At 36.7% G+C, this 21,865-nt stretch carries 20 protein-coding genes; 8 read left to right on the top strand and 12 right to left on the bottom strand.

The annotated features are described in order from the left end of the window. Window positions 1-288 precede the first annotated feature (288 nt). Genes RM541_RS08580 through RM541_RS08555 form a run of 6 tightly spaced genes read left to right on the top strand, consistent with a single transcriptional unit; the run spans window position 289 to window position 10,833 of the window. Window positions 289-492 (top strand): helix-turn-helix domain-containing protein, encoded by a 204-nt coding sequence (locus tag RM541_RS08580; RefSeq protein ID WP_189602830.1) that lies wholly within the window; start codon window positions 289-291, stop codon window positions 490-492. Beyond that, complete coding sequence (locus RM541_RS08575) at window positions 493-2,058, top strand: type I restriction-modification system subunit M (protein ID WP_189602831.1); 1,566 nt, start codon at window positions 493-495, stop codon at window positions 2,056-2,058. It begins immediately after the preceding gene. Continuing rightward, complete coding sequence (locus RM541_RS08570; RefSeq protein ID WP_311499750.1) at window positions 2,030-3,292, top strand: restriction endonuclease subunit S; 1,263 nt, start codon at window positions 2,030-2,032, stop codon at window positions 3,290-3,292. Before RM541_RS08575 ends, RM541_RS08570 begins: the two co-directional genes overlap by 29 nt. 3 nt (window positions 3,293-3,295) lie before the next feature. Beyond that, window positions 3,296-6,337: a TrlF family AAA-like ATPase gene (locus RM541_RS08565; RefSeq protein WP_189602833.1), complete on the top strand. Its 3,042-nt coding sequence runs from the start codon at window positions 3,296-3,298 to the stop codon at window positions 6,335-6,337. Between the two features lie 3 nt (window positions 6,338-6,340). Further along, the gene (locus tag RM541_RS08560; protein WP_311499749.1) at window positions 6,341-7,696 is read left to right on the top strand and encodes an RNA/DNA-binding domain-containing protein; all 1,356 of its coding nucleotides are present in this window, start codon (window positions 6,341-6,343) and stop codon (window positions 7,694-7,696) included. Continuing rightward, a complete protein-coding gene (locus RM541_RS08555) occupies window positions 7,693-10,833 on the top strand; it encodes a type I restriction endonuclease subunit R (RefSeq protein WP_189602834.1) in 3,141 nt (1,046 codons plus the stop codon). The genes RM541_RS08560 and RM541_RS08555 overlap by 4 nt, the downstream gene beginning before the upstream one ends. Before the next feature lie 9 nt (window positions 10,834-10,842). Here RM541_RS08555 and RM541_RS08550 read toward each other — a convergent pair whose 3' ends face one another. The 7 genes from RM541_RS08550 to RM541_RS08520 are packed head-to-tail and all read right to left on the bottom strand — an operon-like array spanning window position 10,843 to window position 17,412. Next, on the bottom strand, window positions 10,843-11,199 hold the full coding sequence (locus RM541_RS08550) for a nuclear transport factor 2 family protein (RefSeq protein ID WP_189602835.1): 357 nt from the start codon (window positions 11,197-11,199) through the stop codon (window positions 10,843-10,845). A gap of 7 nt (window positions 11,200-11,206) precedes the next feature. Next, complete coding sequence (locus RM541_RS08545) at window positions 11,207-12,046, bottom strand: DUF4138 domain-containing protein (RefSeq protein ID WP_311499748.1); 840 nt, start codon at window positions 12,044-12,046, stop codon at window positions 11,207-11,209. Further along, entirely contained in the window at window positions 12,043-12,972 is a 930-nt protein-coding gene (gene traM / locus RM541_RS08540; RefSeq protein ID WP_189602837.1) for a conjugative transposon protein TraM, read from the bottom strand. The genes RM541_RS08545 and traM overlap by 4 nt, the downstream gene beginning before the upstream one ends. Then, window positions 12,962-13,576: a conjugal transfer protein TraK gene (locus RM541_RS08535; RefSeq protein ID WP_189602838.1), complete on the bottom strand. Its 615-nt coding sequence runs from the start codon at window positions 13,574-13,576 to the stop codon at window positions 12,962-12,964. The genes traM and RM541_RS08535 overlap by 11 nt, the downstream gene beginning before the upstream one ends. Beyond that, window positions 13,573-14,415, bottom strand: coding sequence for a hypothetical protein (locus RM541_RS08530; RefSeq protein WP_189602839.1), 843 nt, complete (start codon window positions 14,413-14,415; stop codon window positions 13,573-13,575). Before RM541_RS08530 ends, RM541_RS08535 begins: the two co-directional genes overlap by 4 nt. A 2-nt stretch (window positions 14,416-14,417) precedes the next feature. Further along, a complete protein-coding gene (locus RM541_RS08525; protein WP_189602840.1) occupies window positions 14,418-14,987 on the bottom strand; it encodes a conjugal transfer protein in 570 nt (189 codons plus the stop codon). Between the two features lie 4 nt (window positions 14,988-14,991). Then, window positions 14,992-17,412 (bottom strand): TraG family conjugative transposon ATPase, encoded by a 2,421-nt coding sequence (locus RM541_RS08520; protein WP_311499747.1) that lies wholly within the window; start codon window positions 17,410-17,412, stop codon window positions 14,992-14,994. Window positions 17,413-17,522: 110 nt separating this feature from the next. On the opposite strand from RM541_RS08520, the gene RM541_RS08515 reads away from it, so the two are divergent. Next, window positions 17,523-17,666: a hypothetical protein gene (locus tag RM541_RS08515; protein ID WP_189602842.1), complete on the top strand. Its 144-nt coding sequence runs from the start codon at window positions 17,523-17,525 to the stop codon at window positions 17,664-17,666. Between the two features lie 16 nt (window positions 17,667-17,682). Here RM541_RS08515 and RM541_RS08510 read toward each other — a convergent pair whose 3' ends face one another. Continuing rightward, a complete protein-coding gene (locus tag RM541_RS08510) occupies window positions 17,683-17,970 on the bottom strand; it encodes a hypothetical protein (protein WP_168137820.1) in 288 nt (95 codons plus the stop codon). A gap of 194 nt (window positions 17,971-18,164) precedes the next feature. Between RM541_RS08510 and RM541_RS08505 the strand changes: the two genes are divergently transcribed. Next, a complete protein-coding gene (locus RM541_RS08505) occupies window positions 18,165-18,818 on the top strand; it encodes an N-acetylmuramoyl-L-alanine amidase family protein (RefSeq protein WP_311499746.1) in 654 nt (217 codons plus the stop codon). Window positions 18,819-18,913: 95 nt separating this feature from the next. Here RM541_RS08505 and RM541_RS08500 read toward each other — a convergent pair whose 3' ends face one another. The 4 genes from RM541_RS08500 to RM541_RS08485 all read right to left on the bottom strand — a co-directional run bounded on the left by RM541_RS08500 (window position 18,914) and on the right by RM541_RS08485 (window position 21,785). Beyond that, window positions 18,914-19,576 carry an ATPase gene (locus RM541_RS08500; protein WP_189602844.1) on the bottom strand — a complete coding sequence of 221 codons (663 nt, stop codon included), beginning with the start codon at window positions 19,574-19,576 and terminating at the stop codon, window positions 18,914-18,916. After that, entirely contained in the window at window positions 19,560-20,345 is a 786-nt protein-coding gene (locus tag RM541_RS08495) for a hypothetical protein (protein WP_189602845.1), read from the bottom strand. Before RM541_RS08495 ends, RM541_RS08500 begins: the two co-directional genes overlap by 17 nt. Before the next feature lie 5 nt (window positions 20,346-20,350). Beyond that, window positions 20,351-20,632 (bottom strand): helix-turn-helix domain-containing protein, encoded by a 282-nt coding sequence (locus RM541_RS08490; protein ID WP_189602846.1) that lies wholly within the window; start codon window positions 20,630-20,632, stop codon window positions 20,351-20,353. Window positions 20,633-20,948: 316 nt separating this feature from the next. After that, window positions 20,949-21,785: an RteC domain-containing protein gene (locus RM541_RS08485; RefSeq protein WP_189602847.1), complete on the bottom strand. Its 837-nt coding sequence runs from the start codon at window positions 21,783-21,785 to the stop codon at window positions 20,949-20,951. Window positions 21,786-21,865 lie beyond the last annotated feature (80 nt).

Here is a 21,865-nt window from a genome sequence, read left to right as displayed (position 1 = left end):
GTATATCTTATAATACCTGAATCTCTGGGGAATCAAGAATTACTTTTGCAAAAGGTGCTGTGTGTGATATCTGTACCCAATAATTTGCTTTCAAATTCGACAAACCTCTTTTGGAAATGAGATCCGGGACTCGGTGTGGCCCGGTTTATTAAATTTTCCAAAAATAATCTGCTCCATTTTCTTACCATTCAAAAGTCGTGGAGGTTATTTGACGATATTCGATATACTCATTCAATGAGATATTTAAGAAAATTTTATAAATTAGGACTTTCGTAAACTTCTGATAAGATGAACCGGATTAAAGCCGTTTTGCAGGAAAAAAATCACAATCAAAAATGGTTGGCGGAAAAATTGGGGAAGAGCTATAATATGGTTAATTCCTATGCCCAGAACAGACGCCAACCCAGTGTGGAGGATTTATATCGGATTGCAAAAATACTCGAAGTGGAAGCAAAAGAACTTTTATTGGAACATAAAGATTTAAAAACATAAATGGCTAAAGAAAAATTAAAAAAGGAAAAATCTATTGAAGAAAGCCTGTGGGATGCTGCCAATAAATTGCGTGGCTCCATTGAACCTTCAGAATATAAACACGTGGTTCTAGGGCTTATTTTCTTAAAATTTGCCAGTGATAAATTTGAGGTGCGCCGTGAGGAGCTTATTTCCGAAGGGAAGGAAAAATACCTTGAAATGAAAGACTTCTACAATATGAAGAACGTCTTTTTTTTAGCAGAAACATCCCGGTGGAACTACCTGATCAAAAATGCAAAACAAGACGATATTGCCCTAAAGATTGATACCGCCTTAAATCAAATCGAAAAAAATAATCCCTCTCTAAAAGGTGCATTGCCAGATAATTATTTTTCACGGTTAGGTCTGGACAAAAGTAAATTGTCTTCGCTTTTAGATACCATCAATAAAATAGACACCCAAAAGGACAAATCACAGGATATTGTGGGGCGTGTATATGAATATTTTTTATCGAAATTCGCTTTGGCGGAAGGGAAAGGAAAGGGGGAGTTTTATACTCCAAAAAGTATTGTAAACCTCATTGCTGAAATGATCGAACCTTATAAAGGGATTATTTATGATCCGGCTTGTGGTTCGGGTGGAATGTTTGTGCAATCTATTAAGTTTATCGAAAGCCACCACGGGAGCAAACAGGAGATTTCCATTTACGGCCAGGAATATACTAATACCACTTATAAGCTGGCAAAAATGAATCTTGCCATTCGGGGAATATCTGCTAACCTGGGTGAAAAAGCAGCCGATACCTTTAGCAATGACCAGCATAAGGATTTAAAAGCAGATTATATTATGGCTAACCCGCCCTTTAATCAAAAAGATTGGCGGGGGCCGCAGGAATTAATTGATGATCCGCGATGGCAGGGTTATGAAGTACCTCCCAAAAGCAATGCAAATTATGGTTGGATCCTGAATATGGTTTCCAAACTATCAAACGAAGGTGTTGCCGGATTTATCTTAGCAAATGGTGCCCTTTCCGGGGGTGGCGAAGAATATAAAATCCGGAGAAAATTGGTGGAGAACAATCTTGTGGAAGCTATAGTGATTTTACCACAAAATATGTTTTATACCACTAACATAAGTGTAACCGTTTGGATCCTAAATAGGAATAAAACAGCACATTCACGTTCTATTGGTGATGAGGAACGCCATTACCGGGATAGGGAGGAGGAGGTTTTGTTTCTGGATTTACGGCAGATTGGTGAACCATTTGAGAAAAAATTCATTCAGTTTAGCCCAAAACATATTCAGGATATTGCTAAAACCTACCACGATTGGCAACAGGAAAATACAGATTATAAAGATATTCCGGAATATTGTTACAGTGCCACCAAAGTTGATATTGAAAAGAAAGACTTCTCCCTGGTGCCCAGTAAATATATTGAATTTGTAAACCGGGATGAGAATGTTGATTTTGACTCCAAAATGGCGGGTTTACAAAGCGAACTGTCCGATTTACTACAACAGGAAGAGCAATCTAAAAAGGAATTGTTAGACGTTTTTAATGAGCTGGGCTATGCGATCAAACTATAGGCCTATTGGAAATTACATACAGCTGGTTGATGAACGTAACAAGGAGTTAGAAATTTCTACGCTTCTAGGGTTAAGCATATCGAAAGAATTTATTCCTTCCGTGGCAAATACGGTTGGAACAAATATGCGCAACTATAAGATCATTCGTAAGAATCAATTTGCTTGTAGTATTATGCAGGTGAGGAGAGATGGTAAAATGCCAGTGGCATTACTTGAAGATATTGAAGAAGCTATTATTTCCCAAGCTTATCCAGTATTTGAAATTATAGATACTGAAGTTTTATTACCTCAATATTTGATGATGTGGTTTACACGCTCAGAATTTGACAGGCAAGCGACTTTTCACGCTGTTGGGGGTGTAAGAGGAAGCCTGGAATGGGAGGATTTTTTAGCTTTTGAACTTCCCGTTCCATCCATCGAACAACAGCGGGAAATTGTAAGGGAATATAATGTAATAAAAAATCGCATCGCCCTAAATCAGCAACTCAACAAAAAACTGGAAGAAACTGCGCAGGCGCTTTATAGGCATTGGTTTGTTGATTTTGAGTTTCCTAATGAAGAAGGTGAACCTTATAAATCTTCCGGTGGGAAAATGGGTTATAATGTGGAACTGGATAATGAAATTCCGGAGGGGTGGGAAGTTAAAACAATTGGTGACTTTGCATTAAAAATGAAGAGTGGAAGTACTCCTAATCGTGGTAGGGAAGAATACTGGTCATCAAATGATCATCCTTGGATTAAAACGGGGGAACTTAATAACAGTGTGTTAATTGAAGTAGAGGAATATATTTCAGATTTAGCTTTAGGGGACTGTTCCGTAACTCTTTTACCAATAAATACTGTATTGGTGGCAATGTATGGACAAGGTAATACTAAAGGTCAAGTTGGATATTTAAAAATACCTGCTACAACCAATCAAGCTTGTTGTGCCATTATCTGTGACAATGAATATAAATCCACATTTATTTATTATTATCTCAGAGTAAATAGAGATGAGATTGTAAGTGTAGCGATTGGTGGAGCGCAACCAAATTTAAGTAAAGATATTATCGAAAACCTGAAAATGGTTGTCCCAAGTGAAGAAACTATTTTAAAGCATCCGTTTATTAAAATAATGAATCGCAAAGAAAAAATAATGCGTAAATCTCAACTCCTCGCGAAACTACAATTAATATTGTTGAGTAAAATGAGTACGGTAGAAGAGATTATCAAACCTGAATCAGTAGAAATTTAAAATATGACAAATAAAGGTTCAATATGGCGTAAATGGGACTTACAAGTAGGTACTAAAGATTACACAAGGTATACGGGAGTGCAATTTTCTGGGGAAAAGTTGTCAAATCTTTGTGACTTAACAAGTTTAAACGAACAACAAATAAATGGAAATCATAAAGATTTAAGTAATGATGATTATGCAAAATTATTTGTTGAACATTTTATACACTATAATGATACAGATGTAATCTCTTTAGCCAATCATAATACAGGTGAGGGAATAGAAGAAATTTTATCTCATCTAAAATTGAGAAAAGCAGAGAACCAAGACTCAATTTATACAGATAAATTTATTTTCCCAGGAATTGAAATAGGAGGAAATGATAGATGCCATATTATTATTGTTTTCAATCCTGAAACCAATAATAATAGGAAGTTTGAGTTTCAGGAAGATGGAAGAACTATTAAACGTGAGTTGTCTTGGAAAGAATATATTGATAGGTTTCTTGATGCTATTAATATTCCGTCAACAAGATTTAATAATGGACAACCGGTAAATTCAAGTTCTTTAGGCGCTAAGGATATAATTTCTAAGTCGAAAGATTGGGATTTTATACCTGTTTTTCCCCATATTGAAAATTCAGATGGACTCTGGAAGGAACTACAGGATAGTAACAAAAAAGAAATTTACTCTAATGATAACTTTGGGATTGTAGATATTTCATTAATCTCAAAAAATCAGGACTTAAAAAGAATATGCAGTGGCAATCACTCTAGTTGGGGAGATAAATGTATAGCAGTTATTAATACATCTGACTCAGAGTCTCTTGAAAAAATCGGCAGCAAGTTTAGTTACATAAAAGGCGACCCCTCAATTAAAGGTTTAAAGCACCTTTATATTGAACCAATTGATAGAGTAAGAACTGGTAAAGAACCAGAAATATTAGATAGAGTAAAATTAAACAGAACCAAATATTTAAAAAAGGTAAAGATTAATCAAATATCCAGCTATACTGGACAATATGGTAATTGGTTTCAAGATTTGGAAATCCCCCTTAATCCAGAATTGGTCGCTATCATAGGTAATAAAGGCAGTGGAAAAAGTGCATTGGCAGATATTATTGCTCTTTGTGGGAATTATAAAAATCAAGATGATTTTTCATTCTTACATAAGAATAAATTTAGAGATGGAAAACACGCTAAAAATTTTGAAGCAACCATAACCTGGGAAAGTGAAAGTTCAAATCATAAAAATCTAGGAGATTCATCGGTTAATGGAGAATTAGAACTCGTTAAATATTTACCACAAGGTTATTTTGAGAGGTTAACCAATGAAATAAGCTCAATTGAAGAATTTCGAAAAGAAATCGAAAATGTTGTATTTACTCATCTAAGTGAAGATGACAAAGTTGGTTATACTTCTTTTGAAGAATTAATTAATAGCAAAAAGGAACTAATAAACCACGAGATAAACAATCTGAAAGATAGATTGCAACCAATTAATTCTACAATTTTCGAAAAGGAGAAAAAGCTTAACACTTCGTATAAAAATAACATAATTGCCCAAATAGCAAAGAAAAAGGAGGAATTGACTGCTTTGGTAGAACCTATTGCTGTTCCCAATCCCAATGAAGACCTAGAAATTGCTAAGAAAAATGAGGAGGTAAATAACAAAATAGCTGAAATTAAAAATAGTATTGAGAAGTTAGAACAAGATATATCTAACGAAACTCAAAAAAAGCAATTATTGTTAACTGAAATTAATGATTTAAAAAGAATTAAGCAATTAATAAAAGGAAAAGAAGAAGACTTAGACTTTTTTAAAGAAACTAATAAAGAACCTTTATCAAAGTATAATATAGAGATAGATGAAGTTGTTAAATATCGATTTAATTACTCCACTCTTGACCTAGTTATTTCTAACAAAGAATCAACTTTAAAAGAGGTAAAGATAAAATTGGGTGAAGAAGCACCGACAACACCTAATTTTATTTCATTTAATAATCTATTGAAACAAAAAAAAGAGGCCCTTAATACAATCCAAAAAGGTCTTGGTGAAGAGGAAAAGAAGTACCAGCAGTATTTGATTGATACAAAGAACTGGCAAGGGAAAAAAGATAATATAATAGGAAATGAAAATACACCAAATACTTTAAAATATTTCGAAAAGGAACTAAAGTATGTTGATGAAACTCTAAAAAGTGATATAGACGTTCTAAGAACTCAAAGATTAGAAATCTCAAAGTTGATTTTTGATAAAATGAAAGTTGTCTTGGATGTATATATCGAGGTGAAAACGAAAATTGACGATATTATTTCAGAGAATGGTGATTTATTAGATCAGTACAGGATTAATATTGAAGCCTCTTTTGGCGTAAAAGCCAACTTTGTTAGTAAGTTCTTGAATTACATTTCACTTAATAAAGTTGGAACTTTTTATGGTAAAGAGAATGCGGACATTCAAATACAAAAAATTTTAGAAAATAGAGATTTTAATGAATTTAATTCATTAAAAGAATTCCTAAAGGATATTGTTAAGGCTCTATTTGAAGATTTAAGGCAAAAGCCTACACAACAAGCTTTTATAGAGAATCAGGTTACAGAAGTAACCGAATTCTATGATTATCTATTTTCTTTAGATTTTTTAGATTACAACTATGAGTTAAGACAGGGAGAAAAAAGGTTAGAACTATTGTCTCCTGGAGAAAAAGGAGCATTACTTTTAATTTTCTACTTACTATTAGACAATAATGATATACCTCTAATTATTGACCAACCAGAGGACAATTTAGATAATAATAGTGTGGCTAATATTTTAGTTCCATTCATTAAAAAAGCTAAATGCAGGCGACAAATAATTTTAGTTACCCATAATCCAAACCTAGCAGTAGTAGCTGATGCGGAACAGGTTATTTATGTTGAATTAGACAAAGAAAATAATAACACCTTTAGTTTTAAATCAGGAGCTATAGAAAATCCTACTATCAATGAAAGCATTGTAAAAGTCTTAGAGGGTACAATGCCGGCATTTAATAAAAGAAAACTAAAATATTACGAGAATTAGATAATGCCCGAAACCAATCGCATAGAATATAAACGGGAACTTTCCGAAGGTTTGGAAAAAGAAGTTGTGGCTTTCTTGAATTACCGGGAGGGCGGCATTATCTATATAGGCATAGATAAAGAAGGTAAGACAGTTGGCGTTCAAGATGCTGATGGCGACCAGTTAAAAATCAAAGACCGATTAAAAAATAATATTCGTCCTTCTGCCCTTGGGCTTTTTGATATTGTAAGCGAAGAAAGGGACGGGAAAGAAATTTTAAAAATTATTGTGGCCAGCGGTTCTGAAAAACCTTACCATCTCAAAAAATACGGGATGAGTGAAAAAGGCTGTTTCATTCGCCTGGGTTCTGCGGCAGAACCAATGTCGCAAAAACTCATTGAAGAACTTTTTGCCTCGCGTACCCGAAATTCCATTGGAAAAATAAAATCACACCGTCAGGACTTACAGTTCGAGCAGCTTCACATTTACTACCAGGAAAAACAAAAACCCCTTAACAAACAATTCAGGAAAAATTTAGAGCTTACTACCACGGCAGGTGATTTGAATTACGCAGCTTATTTGTTGGCTGATGATAATAATGTTTCTGTAAAGGTTGCTAAATATAAAGGCGAAACACGTGTTGACTTAATGGAAAGCAATGAATATGGCTATTGTTCGCTAGTGAAAGCTACGAAAAGCGTATTGGATAAAATGAACCTGGAAAACCGGACGATCACACAAATTACTCACAAAGAACGAAAAGAACATCGTCTTTGGAATGCCATTGCGCTTCGGGAAGCAATTATTAATGCCTTTGTACATAATGACTATACGCGCGAAATAGCCCCAAAATTTGAGATTTTCAATGATAGAATAGAGATTACATCCGCAGGTTCCTTACCGGACGGTTTAAGTAAAAGCGAATTTTTTGAAGGTTTTTCCATCCCCAGGAACAAGGAGCTTATGCGTATTTATAAAGATTTGGACCTGGTGGAGCAATTAGGTTCAGGCATTCCGAGAATATTGGAATATTATGAAACAAATAGCTTTAATTTTTCTGAGAATTTTTTAAGGATGGTTCTGCCTTCAGCAGAAGATGTCCGATTTGATACCCCGCAAGTCACCCCGCAAGTCACCCCGCAAGTCACCCCGCAAGTCACCCCGCAAGTACAGGACCTTTTAAATGTTTTTAGGGGGGAACACAGTAGAACCGTGTTGCAAAACCACTTAAGACTTTCGGATAGGGAAAATTTTCGAATCAATTATTTAGTGCCAGCTATAGAAAATGGTTTTGTAGAGTTAACAATAGCTGATAAGCCAAAAAGCAGTAAACAGAAGTATAGGCTAACTGAGAAAGGAAGAAAAGCAAAACAGGAATGAAATTTACCGAAGCACAATTGGAAGCCGTTTTTGCCACACAATTGGAACAAGAAGGTTATAAGCATCAATTAGGAGGTAGCATATCACGAAAGGAAGATGAAGTGCTTATTGAAAGAGACCTTCGGGAATTTCTGTTAGCAAGGTATCGGAAAAACGGTATCACTAAAAATGAAATGGAATCCGTCATTCTTAGACTCAAAACTCTTCCGGCTTCAGATCTTTATGAAAGCAATAAAGAGTTTATGCGAATGCTCTCCGATGGTTTTCCTTTAAAGCGGGAAGACCGTTCCCAAAAAGACATCTGGATTTATTTAATTGATTATTCAGAAGAAAACCAGAACACCTATAAATTTGTTAATCAACTTGAAATAAGCGGAACCCAAAAACGTATTCCTGATGGGATTCTTTATATTAATGGAATTCCTGTGGTTGTTTTCGAATTTAAAACTGCGATTCAGGAAAACACTACAATTCATGACGCCTATATTCAGTTGACCGTGCGTTATCAAAGGGACATACCGGAACTTTTTAAGTATAATGCATTTTGTGTGATCAGTGATGGCGTAAATACCAAAGCAGGTTCTTTTTTTGCGCCTTACGAATTTTTCTATGCCTGGCGCAGAATCGCAGGATTGGCAAAAGACGTTGATGGTATAGATAGTATGTTTACCCTTATTCAGGGGATGCTTCAGCAAGATCGAATTCGGGATATTGTTAAAAATTTTATTTTCTTACCTGACAGTTCCAAAAAGGATGAAAAGATCGTTTGCCGCTATCCACAATATTATGCGGCGCGGGCTTTATTTGAAAATATCCAGAGGGCTCAAAAACCAACCGGAAACGGAAAAGGAGGTACTTATTTTGGAGCAACTGGCTCAGGTAAAAGTTTCACAATGCTTTTCCTGACCCGGCTTTTAATGAAAAGTGATTATTTTGAAAGCCCCACCATTATTTTAATTACTGATCGAACCGATTTAGATGATCAGCTTGCAGGGCAATTTACCAATGCAAAAGCCTTTATTGGAGATGATGCTATTGCCAGCGTAGAGAGCCGGGCAGATTTAAGGGGACGTATTCGGGGAAGGGAAAGTGGGGGAGTATTCCTCACCACTATTCATAAGTTTACAGAAGATACTGAGTTGCTCACCAATAGGAGCAATGTTATTTGCATATCTGATGAAGCACACCGAAGTCAAACGAATCTTGACCAGAAAATAAAAATCACTGAAAAAGGGGTGCAGAAAACTTTTGGCTTTGCCAAATACCTTCACGATTCTTTGCCTAATGCTACGTTTGTAGGTTTCACCGGTACGCCAATCGATGCTACTTTAGATGTATTCGGGAAGGTAGTAGATGAGTACACAATGACAGAATCGGTAATAGATGAAATTACAGTCCGTATTGTATATGAAGGAAGAGCAGCCAAAGTGGCCCTTGAAAACAGGGAACTAAAGAAAATTGAAGAATATTATCAGGTCGCTGAGGAAGAAGGCGCAAATAAGTACCAGGTGGAAGAGAGTAAAAAGCAATCGGCCAATATGAACGCCATTCTGGGTGATCCAGATCGCTTACAGGCTATAGCAGAAGATTTTGTCAAGCATTATGAGAAAAGGCTGAAGGAAGGTGCTACCGTAAAAGGAAAAGCCATTTTTGTTTGTAGCCATCGTGAAATAGCTTATGAACTCTATAAAAACATCATTGAATTACGACCTGAATGGGCGGAGGTTAGAATGGCAGAGGAAGGTGCCGAATTAACTGAAAAAGATAAAAAGCAACTCAAGCCTATTGAGCGTATAAAGATGATAATGACAAGGGGGAAAGACGATCCTAAAGAAATGTATAACTTGTTAGGAACAAAAGAGTACCGTAAAGAATTGGATCGTCAATTTAAGAATGAGAAATCAAATTTTAAAATTGCCATTGTAGTCGATATGTGGCTCACCGGTTTTGACGTTCCATTTTTAGATAGTATTTATATTGATAAGCCTATCCAACAGCATAACCTTATCCAGACTATTTCCAGGGTAAACCGGAAATTTCAGGGTAAAAACAAAGGATTGGTGGTAGATTATATTGGCATTAAAAAACAAATGAACTTAGCACTTGCCAAATATAATAAGGGAGAGCGGCAAAACTTTGAGGATATCAAAGAGTCCCTGAAAATAGTTAGAGATCACTTGGATTTATTGGCTAAGATATTTCACAAATTTGATAGCGAAGATTATTTCCGAGGAAATCCTTTGAGCCAGTTAAATAATCTTAATCAAGCTGTTGAATACGTACAACAAACCAAGGAACTGGAGACACGTTTTATGGATTTGGTGAAACGTTTGAAAGCTGCCTATGATATTTGTGCGGGAAGTGAAAATTTAACACAGGAAGAACGGGATTACATTCATTTTTATTTAGCTGTAAAGTCTATAGTTTTTAAGCTTACCAAGGGAAATGCACCCGATACCGCCCAGATGAATGCCAAAGTAAGGGAAATGATTAAAAATGCTCTGGCAAGCGAAGGTGTAGAAGAAATCTTTAAAATGAGCGATGAAACCAACAGTCAGCAAGATATTTTTGATGAGGATTATTTGGCCAAAATTGATAAGATTAAATTGCCCAATACGAAAATTAAACTTTTACAGCAATTACTGGCCAAGGCTATTGGGGAGATTAAAAAAGTTAATAAAGTAAAAGGAGTTGATTTTTCAAGAAAGATGGAAGGCCTGGTCTCCCGATACAATGAACGAAAAGGAGATGTGCTACGGGGGGAGGTGTATGAAGAAATGGCTGAACAACTCACAGATCTTATTTGGCAAGTACAGAAAGAATTTTCGGCTGGGGAAAAGTTAGGGATTGATTTTGAGGAAAAAGCTTTCTATGATATTTTAAAAGAACTTTGTATAAAATATGATTTTCAATATCCGGAAAACAAACTCATCGATCTTTCAAAATCAATTAAAGATTTAGTAGATGAACAAGCAAAATTCCCGGACTGGAGCAAAAGAAATGACATTAAATCTGCCCTAAAAGTTGGACTTATATTATTGCTCGACGAACATGGTTATCCACCAGTAGAACGTGATGAGGTTTATGAAGAAATCTTTGAACAAGCGGAAAATTTTAAGAGGAATAGAGCGGTGTAGATTGTTTATTTAAAATGGTGGACGTTCTCCTTCACTACGCTCTGTTACCTTCCACTGCCCATCTTGTTTAACCAGTTTAAAAGTTTCTGGTTCATCAGTAAAGGTGGTGGTAAATTTTACCCAGGCAGTTTGATCATTAGATTGTTCTTCTGAAATTTCAAAATTTACTTCCTCTTCTCCAGAATATAAATCTTGAATGGTAATGAAATTAGCATAAATATCAGGAGTTGTATATTTTTCAAGGGTAGCTTTATCATCGTGATAAAAACTTTCCGCAACAATTTTAGCCGTTTCGGTGTGGGACATTTGTTTTTCATTACAAGCTACCAAAGCTATAATGATAGAATACAGGAGGACTCTTTTCATGACGTTTCTAGTTAGGGTTATTGATATATTTATGAGGTACTTTTAATTTTAGATTTCTCCCGCCGTTTTTTTCATTCAGTTCCAGTATGACTCTGCGGTCATCTCCCAAAGAAAATTTAGGTAGCACATAGACCAGTTTTTCAGTTTCACCTTCTCTGATTTTAGAAGGCATACTGTACTTAAAAAGAGGTTTTTCATAGATGGTCTGGGAGGATTTCCTTTTTCCTTTTTGCCTGGTTTCAATTCCTAAATTCAGGAAATTCAAATCATAATCCAAGGATGATTTGTTTTCTATCTGGATAATGAAATAGAGTTCTTCTTTATCAAATACAATATTTTCAACACTTAAGATAATAGACTGATTTCGTTTTTTTAATCGCCCTAATGTTTGTTTGCGTTCAACCAGAAAGGAGCAAAAATTATCGTAATAGTAGGTCTTGTCCCTTTCTTTAAGCTCTTCCTTATTTATCTCCGATTCATCAATGACCACAGGCTTTTCATTGCCTATGGTGTCAGATTTCAAAATAAAATAATTCAGCTGGTTAAGCTGATCCTTATACTTTACAATATACGAAAAAACCGAACCATTTGAACTGACTACCAGAAGATTACTTTCTTTTCCAGGCGTGGCCTGTAAGAGTCCGAAATATTGTTCCGCTTCCCGGTTATAAGTAAAAACAAAATTGTCAGAACCTGTTATTCCCTGCCGTATAGGTTTCGGAAAGAACAGGGCCACATTTTTTTGGTCATTTGCAAAAATGGTGTCGAGGATTTTTCTTTCTTGAGCCAAACAAGGACGAAATGCAAAAGAGGTAAAAAACAGGAGGAATAAGATATTAGTTTTCATAGTTCAGATTTTAGAATTAGTTTGTAATCATTAAGTACGGTTACTTTGACGTTCCGGTTATTGCGCCTAAGAACCTTGGTTATTCCACTAATTTGTGGCACACTTGGAATATTTATGTCCTGTATGATATCATCCAGAACCTCACTGGTTGCCTCTGCCCGGAAACTGTTTACCACATAAATACCTTCGCTGCCATCCTGGAGGTCGAAAGCCTTCAGGTTTACCAGATGATGATCTATATTTTTAACTTCGACCAATGTCCTGTTAGGCTTAAAGTTGATAAAGCCATAGATAATAGTATTTTTAGGAATCCATTGATCATTGATCTTAGCTGTCGATGTCAGGCGCATTCGGAGGCGGGAATTGGTCTTTACGACCTGGTTCCCATCGACCACAGCATATACAATTGAATGGGTATCCGCTGTAACAAGCCTACTGTCTGAAGTAGGGGAGGAGGCAAAGAACAGTTGATGCTCCAGTCCCATTTCCTTAGCTTCAATTTTATGTTCCTGCTGTATCTCCTCAATTTCTAATTGAGGAGTGGGAGTGGTAAGCTTTTGTTCTGGCGTGAATTCCTGGTCTATTCCTTCGGAATATTTTATACGTCCAGATTCATAGATACTGTCAACAATCCTTTCCTTTTCCTTTTCGGTTAATTCTGTGTCATAGAAACCCAGGGAATCTATCAGCTTCTCATCGTAAATACTGGGAGCATTGGTTTCTCGGACTTCCCTCAAATCATTTATAGCATCAAGTTTGGAATCGTATTCCTTCGATTCCTGTTCCAGTTCAGGAACCAAAGTTTGTTTCAAATTTTGGCTCTCATTTTCGTCATCGCCCATAATCATTAGCGAATAGGAAATTAGAAATAGGAGTATTACTGCGATTACAGCCCCAAACACTATTTTATTCTTTTCAATTTTCATTATTTAGTTTCTTTAAAGTGTTTTCAAAGTAATTAGTGATAAGCAACCCGTGAGGGTTGTTGGGAAAATTTCGATCTACAGTGATCAAGTTTCCTGTGGAAACCAGCTCATAAGTATCGATTACAGATCCGCGGTTGATTTCAAAAATGGTAGTGGTTTTAAAGCTGTACGTTCCTTCTTGTTCGGCTACCTCAGTATTTATACTAAGTACTTTTTGCACCAGGGAATATTGAATCAACCTGTTGTAAACACCATCAGCTTTCTTCTGCCGGTATAGGTTGTCGACAGAGCTGTTTCCCAGCCAAAGCGCTTTTTCCAGGTTTTTTTCATAATTGCTGGCATCGATGTTATAGAAGTAATTGTGAAACAACTCCAAATGTGCCATTGCTTCCACCCTGAAGTTTTCTTTTTGGGAAACCAGTTTTAACGGAATTAACTCTCCGTCTGTATTAACCGCAAAGGCACTGTTCAGTGCTCTTTTATGAATTGAAAATGCTATCCATCCCGAAAAGATGCTCGAAGAGAATGCACATATAACTACAGCAATAACTACAAACCTATTTAGCTTTAACACGGCATATATATTTTGATAAGGTGTTTTCATGATGTGAAAAGTCTTAGGGTGAAAGAAGTTGCCCGCCTGTAAAGTTTAAACTTGAGAAAAACTATAAACCCGATAGATCCCAGTTCAACTACCGGGGCAAAAAAACCACTACCCACGTCTGTACCGAACAGGTTTGTCCAGAAGTTGGTATTAATTTCTGTGTAAATTGCATTGATAAAAACGTTTACCAGGAAAAATGCAGGAACAAGCATATAGACTGCTGCATATAGTTTGAAAAAGTTATAGGCCAGGGAACGAAATTTTTCAAAGACTGCCAGGCTTATGACCAGTGGAAAAAAAGCCTGCATCAATCCCAATAAAAAGTAGCGTTCAGCCAGAAATAATGGGTAGATAAACAGGTCCAATAACCAGAGAAACAAGCTAATTATAAATGCAAAGAATTTGAATCCATAAAGTGGCGTTACTAATACTTCGTAAAGTAAGGCCATAGCCTTTCTTGCGGCTTCAATTGCGCTCACATCTTCTTCAATGGGGATGTCCTGCATCTGCAAGGGAAGCAATGCAGGAGCCGTATCCCGATAGCGATCTTCAATGGCTACTAGAATTCCATCAAAAAAACCTAGGATTTGTGTGGAAAAAATTACCAGTAGCACTACTGCAAAATTCTTTGCAAGTTCCCCGGGACTCAATCCCCATGTATAACCTTCCTTATCAGCAATACCTTCATTATATTTCTTAAGGATGTTCACAAGGAAAAAGAGCACAGCAAGCGTTTTCATACCCACAATGGTGTACTGTGAAAATTCACTGTTCTGGATGGTCTGGAAAACTGTATCGACATATTCCAGTCCAATTCCTAAAATGATGTTAGCACTCATCTCTAAAAATTTGTTTCACGATTGTTGATCTTATCCTGCATCTTTCTGAAAGAAATGATATTCCGATAGCGTTTGGTTTTCATATTGATCTCCATAACCATTTCCCTGGACTGCATTTCCTTTTCCTGAAGCATTTCTGTACGCTCCCCGTCACTCATTTTTAGATAATCGCTGGACAAGATTTCATCTATGAAATCCATTGTTTCCAAAGAATTATCTACAATGGCATTAAAAGATTCCGATACCCGCGTAACTTCTTCCGGTTTGATATAGGGCGAGTTTAGGATTTCTCTTAGATCGTTTTGCATTATCCCGATAAGACGTTGATTGTTTCGGCCTATTTCGCGGACTGCCTTCAGTTGCTTCACGACCGTATTCACCTTCTCAAGATTTTCTTTCTGCTGTTTCAGGAATTCAGCAGTTTTTAAAAGTTGTGAGGTTTGCTTGGCAGATTCGACCAGCGACTTTACAAGACTTATAAAGTTCGTGTTATCGTACACGGGCATTCCCTGACCGGCGGAACTGGCATTCACAAATAGTATCAGACTTAAGGTTAAAAGTAAATTCTTCATGATTTTAAATTTTTATAGTCAGCCGACTTTCTGTTGTATATAGCATAATGGCCTTTTCCATATCCTGATGTTCCCGGTAGAGCCTCATTATTTCTTCATTTTCGAATCCATCGGTTAAATAAGCTGCATAAACTTCTTTGGGCACTTCAAGACGGAAGACATTGCTTTCCTTTCCAATCTTGATAAACATTTCAGTGTATTTGCGCCCTCCGGAAAGATTGTTCCTGATGGATTTTAACTGGTTAAGATCGTGACTGGAAAGATTTAACCGCCTGGCCAGCTCGCTATACCCTTTTTCATTGTGCAGGCTGTAAATGACCTGGGTGTTCTCCAGGATACTTGCCGAGGTGGAATTGTTCGGCAGCTGGTTAATAGATTGTAAGATGATGCCGATTGCCCCGTTCTGTTTACGAATCGCCTGATAATAAAATTCCACGCTTTCCAGTACATTCTCGAATTTCAACTGCTTCGCGAATTCATCAAAAAGGATGATGCCTTTCTCCGCAGGGTTTTTCCAAATGGTCCGTTGGATAGCAGATTTGATCAGCTTAAGCATTACTGAAAGGACTTCCTTATTGTCTTTTACTTCATCAAGTTCAAAAACAATCAATCGCTTGTCCTCAATTTTGTAGGTTTGATCCTCGCTAATTTCAAAAAGAAAGCTGTACAGGCCATCCCCAACATATTCGGACATCACGTGTAGGAAGTTCACTATGTTGAAGTAATCGGGATGGATCTTTAGTTTCTGCAGGAGATCTTTTTGATTTGTTTCTATGAACCGATAAAAACTATCCAAGGAATGTTTTTCTGGAACATTCGAATAGTAGTGGAGCAATATTTTTTTGATCGAAACCGACTGTGCTTTGGTGACTTTTAAATCGGAGCCGAAGAGTTCAAACAGGAACATTGACAAATCCTCGAGGCGTTCAGGCGTTATATCCTCTGAATTACTGATGTAAAACGGATTGATACCCAAATTTTTTCCGCTTTCATATCTCAGAACTGTATATTTCTCAGGATATAATTTTGCGAATTTTGTATAGGATCCACCCAGATCAATGATTACAAGGCGCACTCCGCTCTCAAAGTACTGCCGCAGAATATTATTGGCCAGAAAGGATTTTCCTTCCCCTGTAGGGGCAAAAATGGCAAAGTTTCGGGCTTTAATCCGTTTCTTTCCCTCGTCCCATACATCCTTTAGTACCGGAATGTTGTGCTCCCGATCATTGAAGATGATTCCTGTAGGATCAGATTTGTAATTCGTATTATTGATCAGCAGGCACAGCGCATGTTTTAAATCCGTAACATATACATCTGAATTGGAAAAATTAGAAGAAAAACAACAGTAGCTATTCAGCACATAATTTTTACGTTCTTCGCCGCGGGGGTAGTAGGGCGTAATATCCAGTTCCTTAAATTCAGTTTTTATTTTTGAAGCTATCTGTGTTAGTTCTCCGGCTTCCTTAGCCCAATAGATGACATTCAAGTGGCCTCGAATAATTCTTGAAGTGTCATCGGCGTTTATCTGGTCAAGGATGTGCTGAATTTTACCCAGCACCACCTTATTCTGGGATCCAAAATTTGAACTTTTATGGAGTTCTTCAATTTTGTTATCAAGGAGCTTCCGCCATTTTTGTTTGTCATCCAGGTAGAGAATCTGATTCACCATATGATTTTCATTAAGGGTCAAGCCGAGGCCGTCAATAAAACCCTGGTGGAATGTGAAATCATCAGAAGTAAACCTTTCATTGACCTTACTGCTCTGAACAGTATCGCCAAAACAAAGCTCGCTGTTGATAGCCAGGGCATCAAAATATTGGTCGCCAACCTGAACATTAGATTTATTCAGCAGCATATCGGTATCAAAACCTTCATGAAAACCATTAAAGAAGCTATTGGTCAAAGCCTGAATTTCCACTTCACCAAGGGGTAGAAAAGACATCTTTCGACTATTATTGATAAAGGAAACGGAATCGCTGACAGAGCTGATAAAACTTTTGAGATTATCATCCAGTTCCTGGCACATCCCTTTAGAGACCTTTCGATATGGATTGACATACTTCGGGTTATTTAATGCTTTGTTTTTGGTGAGGATAAAAAACAGGTAGCAGCGATGTTCCATAAATTCCCTGCCTTTGAAATGATCGTGAGTGGCCTTTTCCAAAAAGGTGGTATTCGGCAACAAATCGGCAGCATATGATTTCTTTAAATAAATGTCCTGTTTGTGTACCACACTTCCAGTGGGCAAAGATTTTAGGGCCTGGAACCAAACCCCATGGATATCTTCTAAATCCTTTTCAGATACTGAGTAGATTTCAGGTAACTTCCCCTCATAACAAAGAACTACGTTCCCGTTATTGGCAAAAATGATATTGTCCTGAATATCGATTATGGGCGTAAAAACTGATAGATTAATCTTGTTCATAATTTAAATTTGAATTTCTTCTGTTGCTGATGATTTCTGGAAATCTTACCGACACCTGAAAGAGCTGTGATGTTCTGGTTATTCTGATTAGTACTAAATAAAGGATACAATTGAAGATCAAAGCACCAATGATGATCCAGAAGCTGAAAGAGAAAATGATGACCAATAATGAAGCTATTACGCAAATCATCATTAAAGCAAAGGAGGAGATGGGAAGCCCAAAAATGACAGCCCCTTTCCTAATGTTTCTATAGACTTCAAACTGTTTCATTAGACCACGATTGAAATTAAATAGGTGAAGATTCCCACTACTGCTCCTGCAATTAGGACAAAAACGAGCACCCGGGTAATTCCTTTTTTCAGGTCTGCGTTTTCTCCAAAGAAGTGGCCTGCGTTAAACAGGAAACCAACAAGAAAAATCACTCCAAGGAGGATGGGGAAGATGGTCCGGATAGTATCGGCAATATCATTAACCGAATTTTCAATTCCCCCGATTTGTGCAAAAAGCGGGAAAGAAATCAGGGACAAAAAAAGTGTTGGATAGATTGATTTTTTCATAACGAACAGCATTAATTTTTGTGTTGTTTTTGTTATGGAAAAAATACATATATTTAGTTATAAACAACTGAAAATCAGCTAAATAAATAAAAAATAATATTTGATTTTGAATAGGTTAGTTTGATATTATTTGATGTTAAATTAGATTAAAAACAGAAGTAGTACTGGCCAGAACCTGAAAATTTTAAATGCTCATGAGGCTGAAAAACGTCATTTTTCTGATTTTGCTCCTGAAAATGTGTTTCATTTTTGGGCAGGGAAAAGAACATCAAAAAAGAATTATTGTAGATGTTGGTCATGGAGGAAAAGATTCTGGTGCAATCGGAGTAAATGGAATCCAGGAAAAAGATGTTGTCCTGGCCATAGGAAAAGAAATGATCAGGCTCAATAAATCAATATTTGGAGATGAGTACGACATTTACCTTACAAGATATGATGATAGTTTTTTCACCCTTTCAGAAAGGATCAACTTAGCAAAATCATTAAGGGGAGATATATTTATTTCCTTGCATTGCAATTCATTTTATAGCGTTGCCAGGGGAATGGAAATTTTTACATTTTATTCTGAATCCAAAAAATTTGACTATAACACCAGAACTTCAATCTCTCTTGGGGATGAAATTTTAAGAGAGTCTACTCTTAATATAAACATAGAAAACAGGGGGATGAAATTTGCCAATTTTCAGGTACTCAGGGAAATGATAAAGTTTTGTCCTGCTATTCTAATTGAAGTGGGATTTTTAAATAATCCGGTTGAGGCTGCTTATTTTTCTGAACCATCAGGAATTAGGACGATGGCTTTGGCTATTTTATCAGGCATAAGTAATTATCTAAAAAAAGAATTATGAAAGCAGCATTTTCAGAAGTTATCAAGAGTATCGGCGAAATTATAAGACAGCTTATATCTGAAGTTGTTCTGCTTACCAATATCTTTAGGCGCTAATTATTTTCTTTTATCTATAGCACCTTCTTCAAAAGCAACGAGGTTGAACAATTCCCGCATTCGGCTACGAACCCGGGTTCCGTAGCGATCCTCGAGCTCTTCAGCGTTCAGGTTTGTTGTGGCATGGGTTTTAACCTTTTGATTTGTCTGAAGAAAAAGTTCATGACGCGATAACAGCACTTCACCCATAACATTACAATCTTTTCCGTAGAACCTGCCTGGAGGTTCTACCCCTAAATCATCAAAGCAATAGAATTTAGTATTTCCGTAATCTTCAATCGTTTTATAGCCAAGATGATTAAAGCTGAAGGTGACATTACGGCATGGAATCATCTCGTAAGGCTTTTGCAAAGGAACCAGGTGGCGGAGAAGTTTCATTAGGGTGGTTTTTCCACATCCTACGGGACCTGACAGTAAAATGCCTTTCTCAACATCAATTCCAGACTTCTGGCAGCTCTTTTTGTCTTTGATAAAATAAGAACTCAACTTTAGTATAATATCCCGGTCTTCCGCGTAAATCTTGAATTTTTCTCCAAAAAGTAATTTTCCTTTGGCGTTAAGGTAAATAAGGATTTTAGGGAAATCATAAAAAACAATTTTCCCATCAAACTTGCCCAGCGAATATTCTACACCGCCTTCGATTATTTTAGAGGGGTTGACCATAGTCTTTGATTTTAGTGGTTTTTAGGTTGTCCTGAATTTGGGACGCTCCTTTTTTAGTTTGGCTATTTTTTGAGCCGTACAATTCAGCACGATCCATCCAGTTTATGGCTAAAGCCCGCCAATCCCTCACCTCATTTTCATCGCTGGTTTTCCAATCTCTTTCCTGGTAGTGTTCAAAGAATTTTTTTCCTTCATCGGCAGAATGACCTTTTTCTTTAAAAAAAAATAAAACAGCCTGCCTGTCCTTTGGCTGTTTATTAATGTTTACTTGTTTAGTATTGTTTATATTAGATACCAATGCTTGTCCACTCATGGGACGGTGTGGGTACACAGCTTGTCCATTGGTGGGATGGTGTGGGTTCACTGCTTGTCCACCATTGGGACAGTGCCGGTACACTACTGGTTCATTTATGGGATGGTACTGTTCCGCAAGCTGTTCCAATATGGGATCGTCATCTCCCGTGAACGATTCATCAGATGTCTTGATAATGAACATCTTGATTTTACTGCCTTTGTACGGATTGCTGGACGGAAAATATGAGAGATAATCCCACTTATCCAGTTCAACAATACACCGATGGTAGGTGGATTTTGAACCGATCTTGGCCACGCGCATCAGTTCCCTGCGGTTAACGAAAAACTCAGTTGCAAACCGGCTGCTGTTCCATTCCTGAAATAAAGCCATATACAAGCTAATATGGGTCGGGTTCAAACGGTCATCAAAAAAGAACTTTTCAAAAGCCGCATTCAGTTGCTTGATATAGTTCATAATGGTTATTCAAATTTGTGATTTACCCGATTGGTGGTCATCAGGTTTTGGATTTCCTCGGCATCATAGTAAATAATTCCTCCAACTTTGGTGTAGGGGAGTGTGCCGTTAATTCTTAGATTTTGAAGAGTTCCCGGACTTACCTGGAGCAAATCCATTACATCAGAAGATTTTAAATATTTCTTTAAAGTTCCTGATGATTGTTTGGTGATTAAACTTTTAATTTCCTCTAGTAGTTCTAGTTTGAACTCCCGAAGATCGTCGGTGGTAATAATACTTGTTGGCATAATAGAACTGTTTTTAAAGAAAGGGACTATCAAGCTGTTATATCTTTTTAGTTAATAGCCCCTATCAAGGTTTGACTTTCGTTCTACAAAATTGAGAGGGATTACTGGATTTTGTTCCCCAGTACGGCCGTAGTACGGTCAAAATTTAACATCTTGAAATGTGTTGGACTTTGGCTGTTTTTATTTTTCAGATTTTAAACTTAAATCTTCAAATACCATTAAATTAAATGAAGGTTTGAATAAAAAAATAATTTCGGTAGGTCAACCGTAGTACGGTATTTTTTAACAATTTTGAAAGATCGAAAAATGGAAATTTTTATTCTTCGCTCTTATCCATTTCGGAAAGTAGTGAGGTCGCTAATTGATCAAGGAATAACGTCCTGCTATTTTTTCTGCCCTTGATGTCCTGGTTGGTTTTGTAGATGTGCCTTGGTGTATAATCAAAAATTTCCTGAAGCTTTTGTGAAACCTTCATAATGCTGAGGCCATTCTGGTTCCGAAGTCCATTATACCATAGGGCATAAACCAATTCCACCCAATCTGAATTAGTAAATGGCCAATGTATTTTTTCGGTAGCACGCTGCTTTACCTCTTTCCCATTGCGATTATTTTCAAGATTGGAAATTCGTTCATCCAGATAAATAACCAGATTATTGTAGGCTTTGAATTTCCCTAAGAGCATATCCCTGGGCGTAGAAAAATCCGGATCCTGAAAATAAAATTTTGAAGTTGTTATATGAAAGCTATCCAGATAATCCCGGGTGTAATATTCTTTGTCGAAATGGGTTGCCCCGGAATTGACATACTGCCCGAAATCCATATTGTACAGAAAGAAACGGTTTAGCTTACCAATTTTCTTTTTTATGAATTTAAGCTGGGAGTTTTTATCCGCTTTTGGAAACTGAATTTCAAAGGAATGGACTTCGGAGAAATAAATTAGATGAACAAGGGGAATCTGTTTTGTAGTTTTAAAGAATTCAGTTTCGGCTTCAATTGAGTCAAAACCTTTAGCTATGACTTCTCTTTTGAGTGTAATGAGTAGGTTACGACAGAATTCAATAGAGCGATAGGATTGCTCAAGGATATTCCTGCTTTGAAGTTTGATTTCCTCCAGTTCTTCCAATAGCTTGTATGAGAGCACCTCTGAATCCATCTGTAACAATTTTACTGTAAAGCATCATGCACTTCTTTATATAAATGGTTAGATAGCCAATGCGAGTCTGTCGACTGCGA

It is taken from the genome of Autumnicola psychrophila (assembly GCF_031846645.1).
Lineage (GTDB): Bacteria > Bacteroidota > Bacteroidia > Flavobacteriales > Flavobacteriaceae > Autumnicola > Autumnicola psychrophila.
Note: the sequence above shows the minus strand (reverse complement) of the source record. Positions and strands in the feature narration are given on the sequence as shown.

Coding starts and splice junctions, on each gene's coding strand:
- RM541_RS08580 (WP_189602830.1), top strand. CDS start 289: ATGAACCGGATTAAAGCCGTTTTGCAGGAAAAAAATCACAATCAAAAA.
- RM541_RS08575 (WP_189602831.1), top strand. CDS start 493: ATGGCTAAAGAAAAATTAAAAAAGGAAAAATCTATTGAAGAAAGCCTG.
- RM541_RS08570 (WP_311499750.1), top strand. CDS start 2,030: ATGAGCTGGGCTATGCGATCAAACTATAGGCCTATTGGAAATTACATA.
- RM541_RS08565 (WP_189602833.1), top strand. CDS start 3,296: ATGACAAATAAAGGTTCAATATGGCGTAAATGGGACTTACAAGTAGGT.
- RM541_RS08560 (WP_311499749.1), top strand. CDS start 6,341: ATGCCCGAAACCAATCGCATAGAATATAAACGGGAACTTTCCGAAGGT.
- RM541_RS08555 (WP_189602834.1), top strand. CDS start 7,693: ATGAAATTTACCGAAGCACAATTGGAAGCCGTTTTTGCCACACAATTG.
- RM541_RS08550 (WP_189602835.1), bottom strand. CDS start 11,199: ATGAAAAGAGTCCTCCTGTATTCTATCATTATAGCTTTGGTAGCTTGT.
- RM541_RS08545 (WP_311499748.1), bottom strand. CDS start 12,046: ATGAAAACTAATATCTTATTCCTCCTGTTTTTTACCTCTTTTGCATTT.
- traM (WP_189602837.1), bottom strand. CDS start 12,972: ATGAAAATTGAAAAGAATAAAATAGTGTTTGGGGCTGTAATCGCAGTA.
- RM541_RS08535 (WP_189602838.1), bottom strand. CDS start 13,576: ATGAAAACACCTTATCAAAATATATATGCCGTGTTAAAGCTAAATAGG.
- RM541_RS08530 (WP_189602839.1), bottom strand. CDS start 14,415: ATGAGTGCTAACATCATTTTAGGAATTGGACTGGAATATGTCGATACA.
- RM541_RS08525 (WP_189602840.1), bottom strand. CDS start 14,987: ATGAAGAATTTACTTTTAACCTTAAGTCTGATACTATTTGTGAATGCC.
- RM541_RS08520 (WP_311499747.1), bottom strand. CDS start 17,412: ATGAACAAGATTAATCTATCAGTTTTTACGCCCATAATCGATATTCAG.
- RM541_RS08510 (WP_168137820.1), bottom strand. CDS start 17,970: ATGAAAAAATCAATCTATCCAACACTTTTTTTGTCCCTGATTTCTTTC.
- RM541_RS08505 (WP_311499746.1), top strand. CDS start 18,165: ATGAGGCTGAAAAACGTCATTTTTCTGATTTTGCTCCTGAAAATGTGT.
- RM541_RS08500 (WP_189602844.1), bottom strand. CDS start 19,576: ATGGTCAACCCCTCTAAAATAATCGAAGGCGGTGTAGAATATTCGCTG.
- RM541_RS08495 (WP_189602845.1), bottom strand. CDS start 20,345: ATGAACTATATCAAGCAACTGAATGCGGCTTTTGAAAAGTTCTTTTTT.
- RM541_RS08490 (WP_189602846.1), bottom strand. CDS start 20,632: ATGCCAACAAGTATTATTACCACCGACGATCTTCGGGAGTTCAAACTA.
- RM541_RS08485 (WP_189602847.1), bottom strand. CDS start 21,785: ATGGATTCAGAGGTGCTCTCATACAAGCTATTGGAAGAACTGGAGGAA.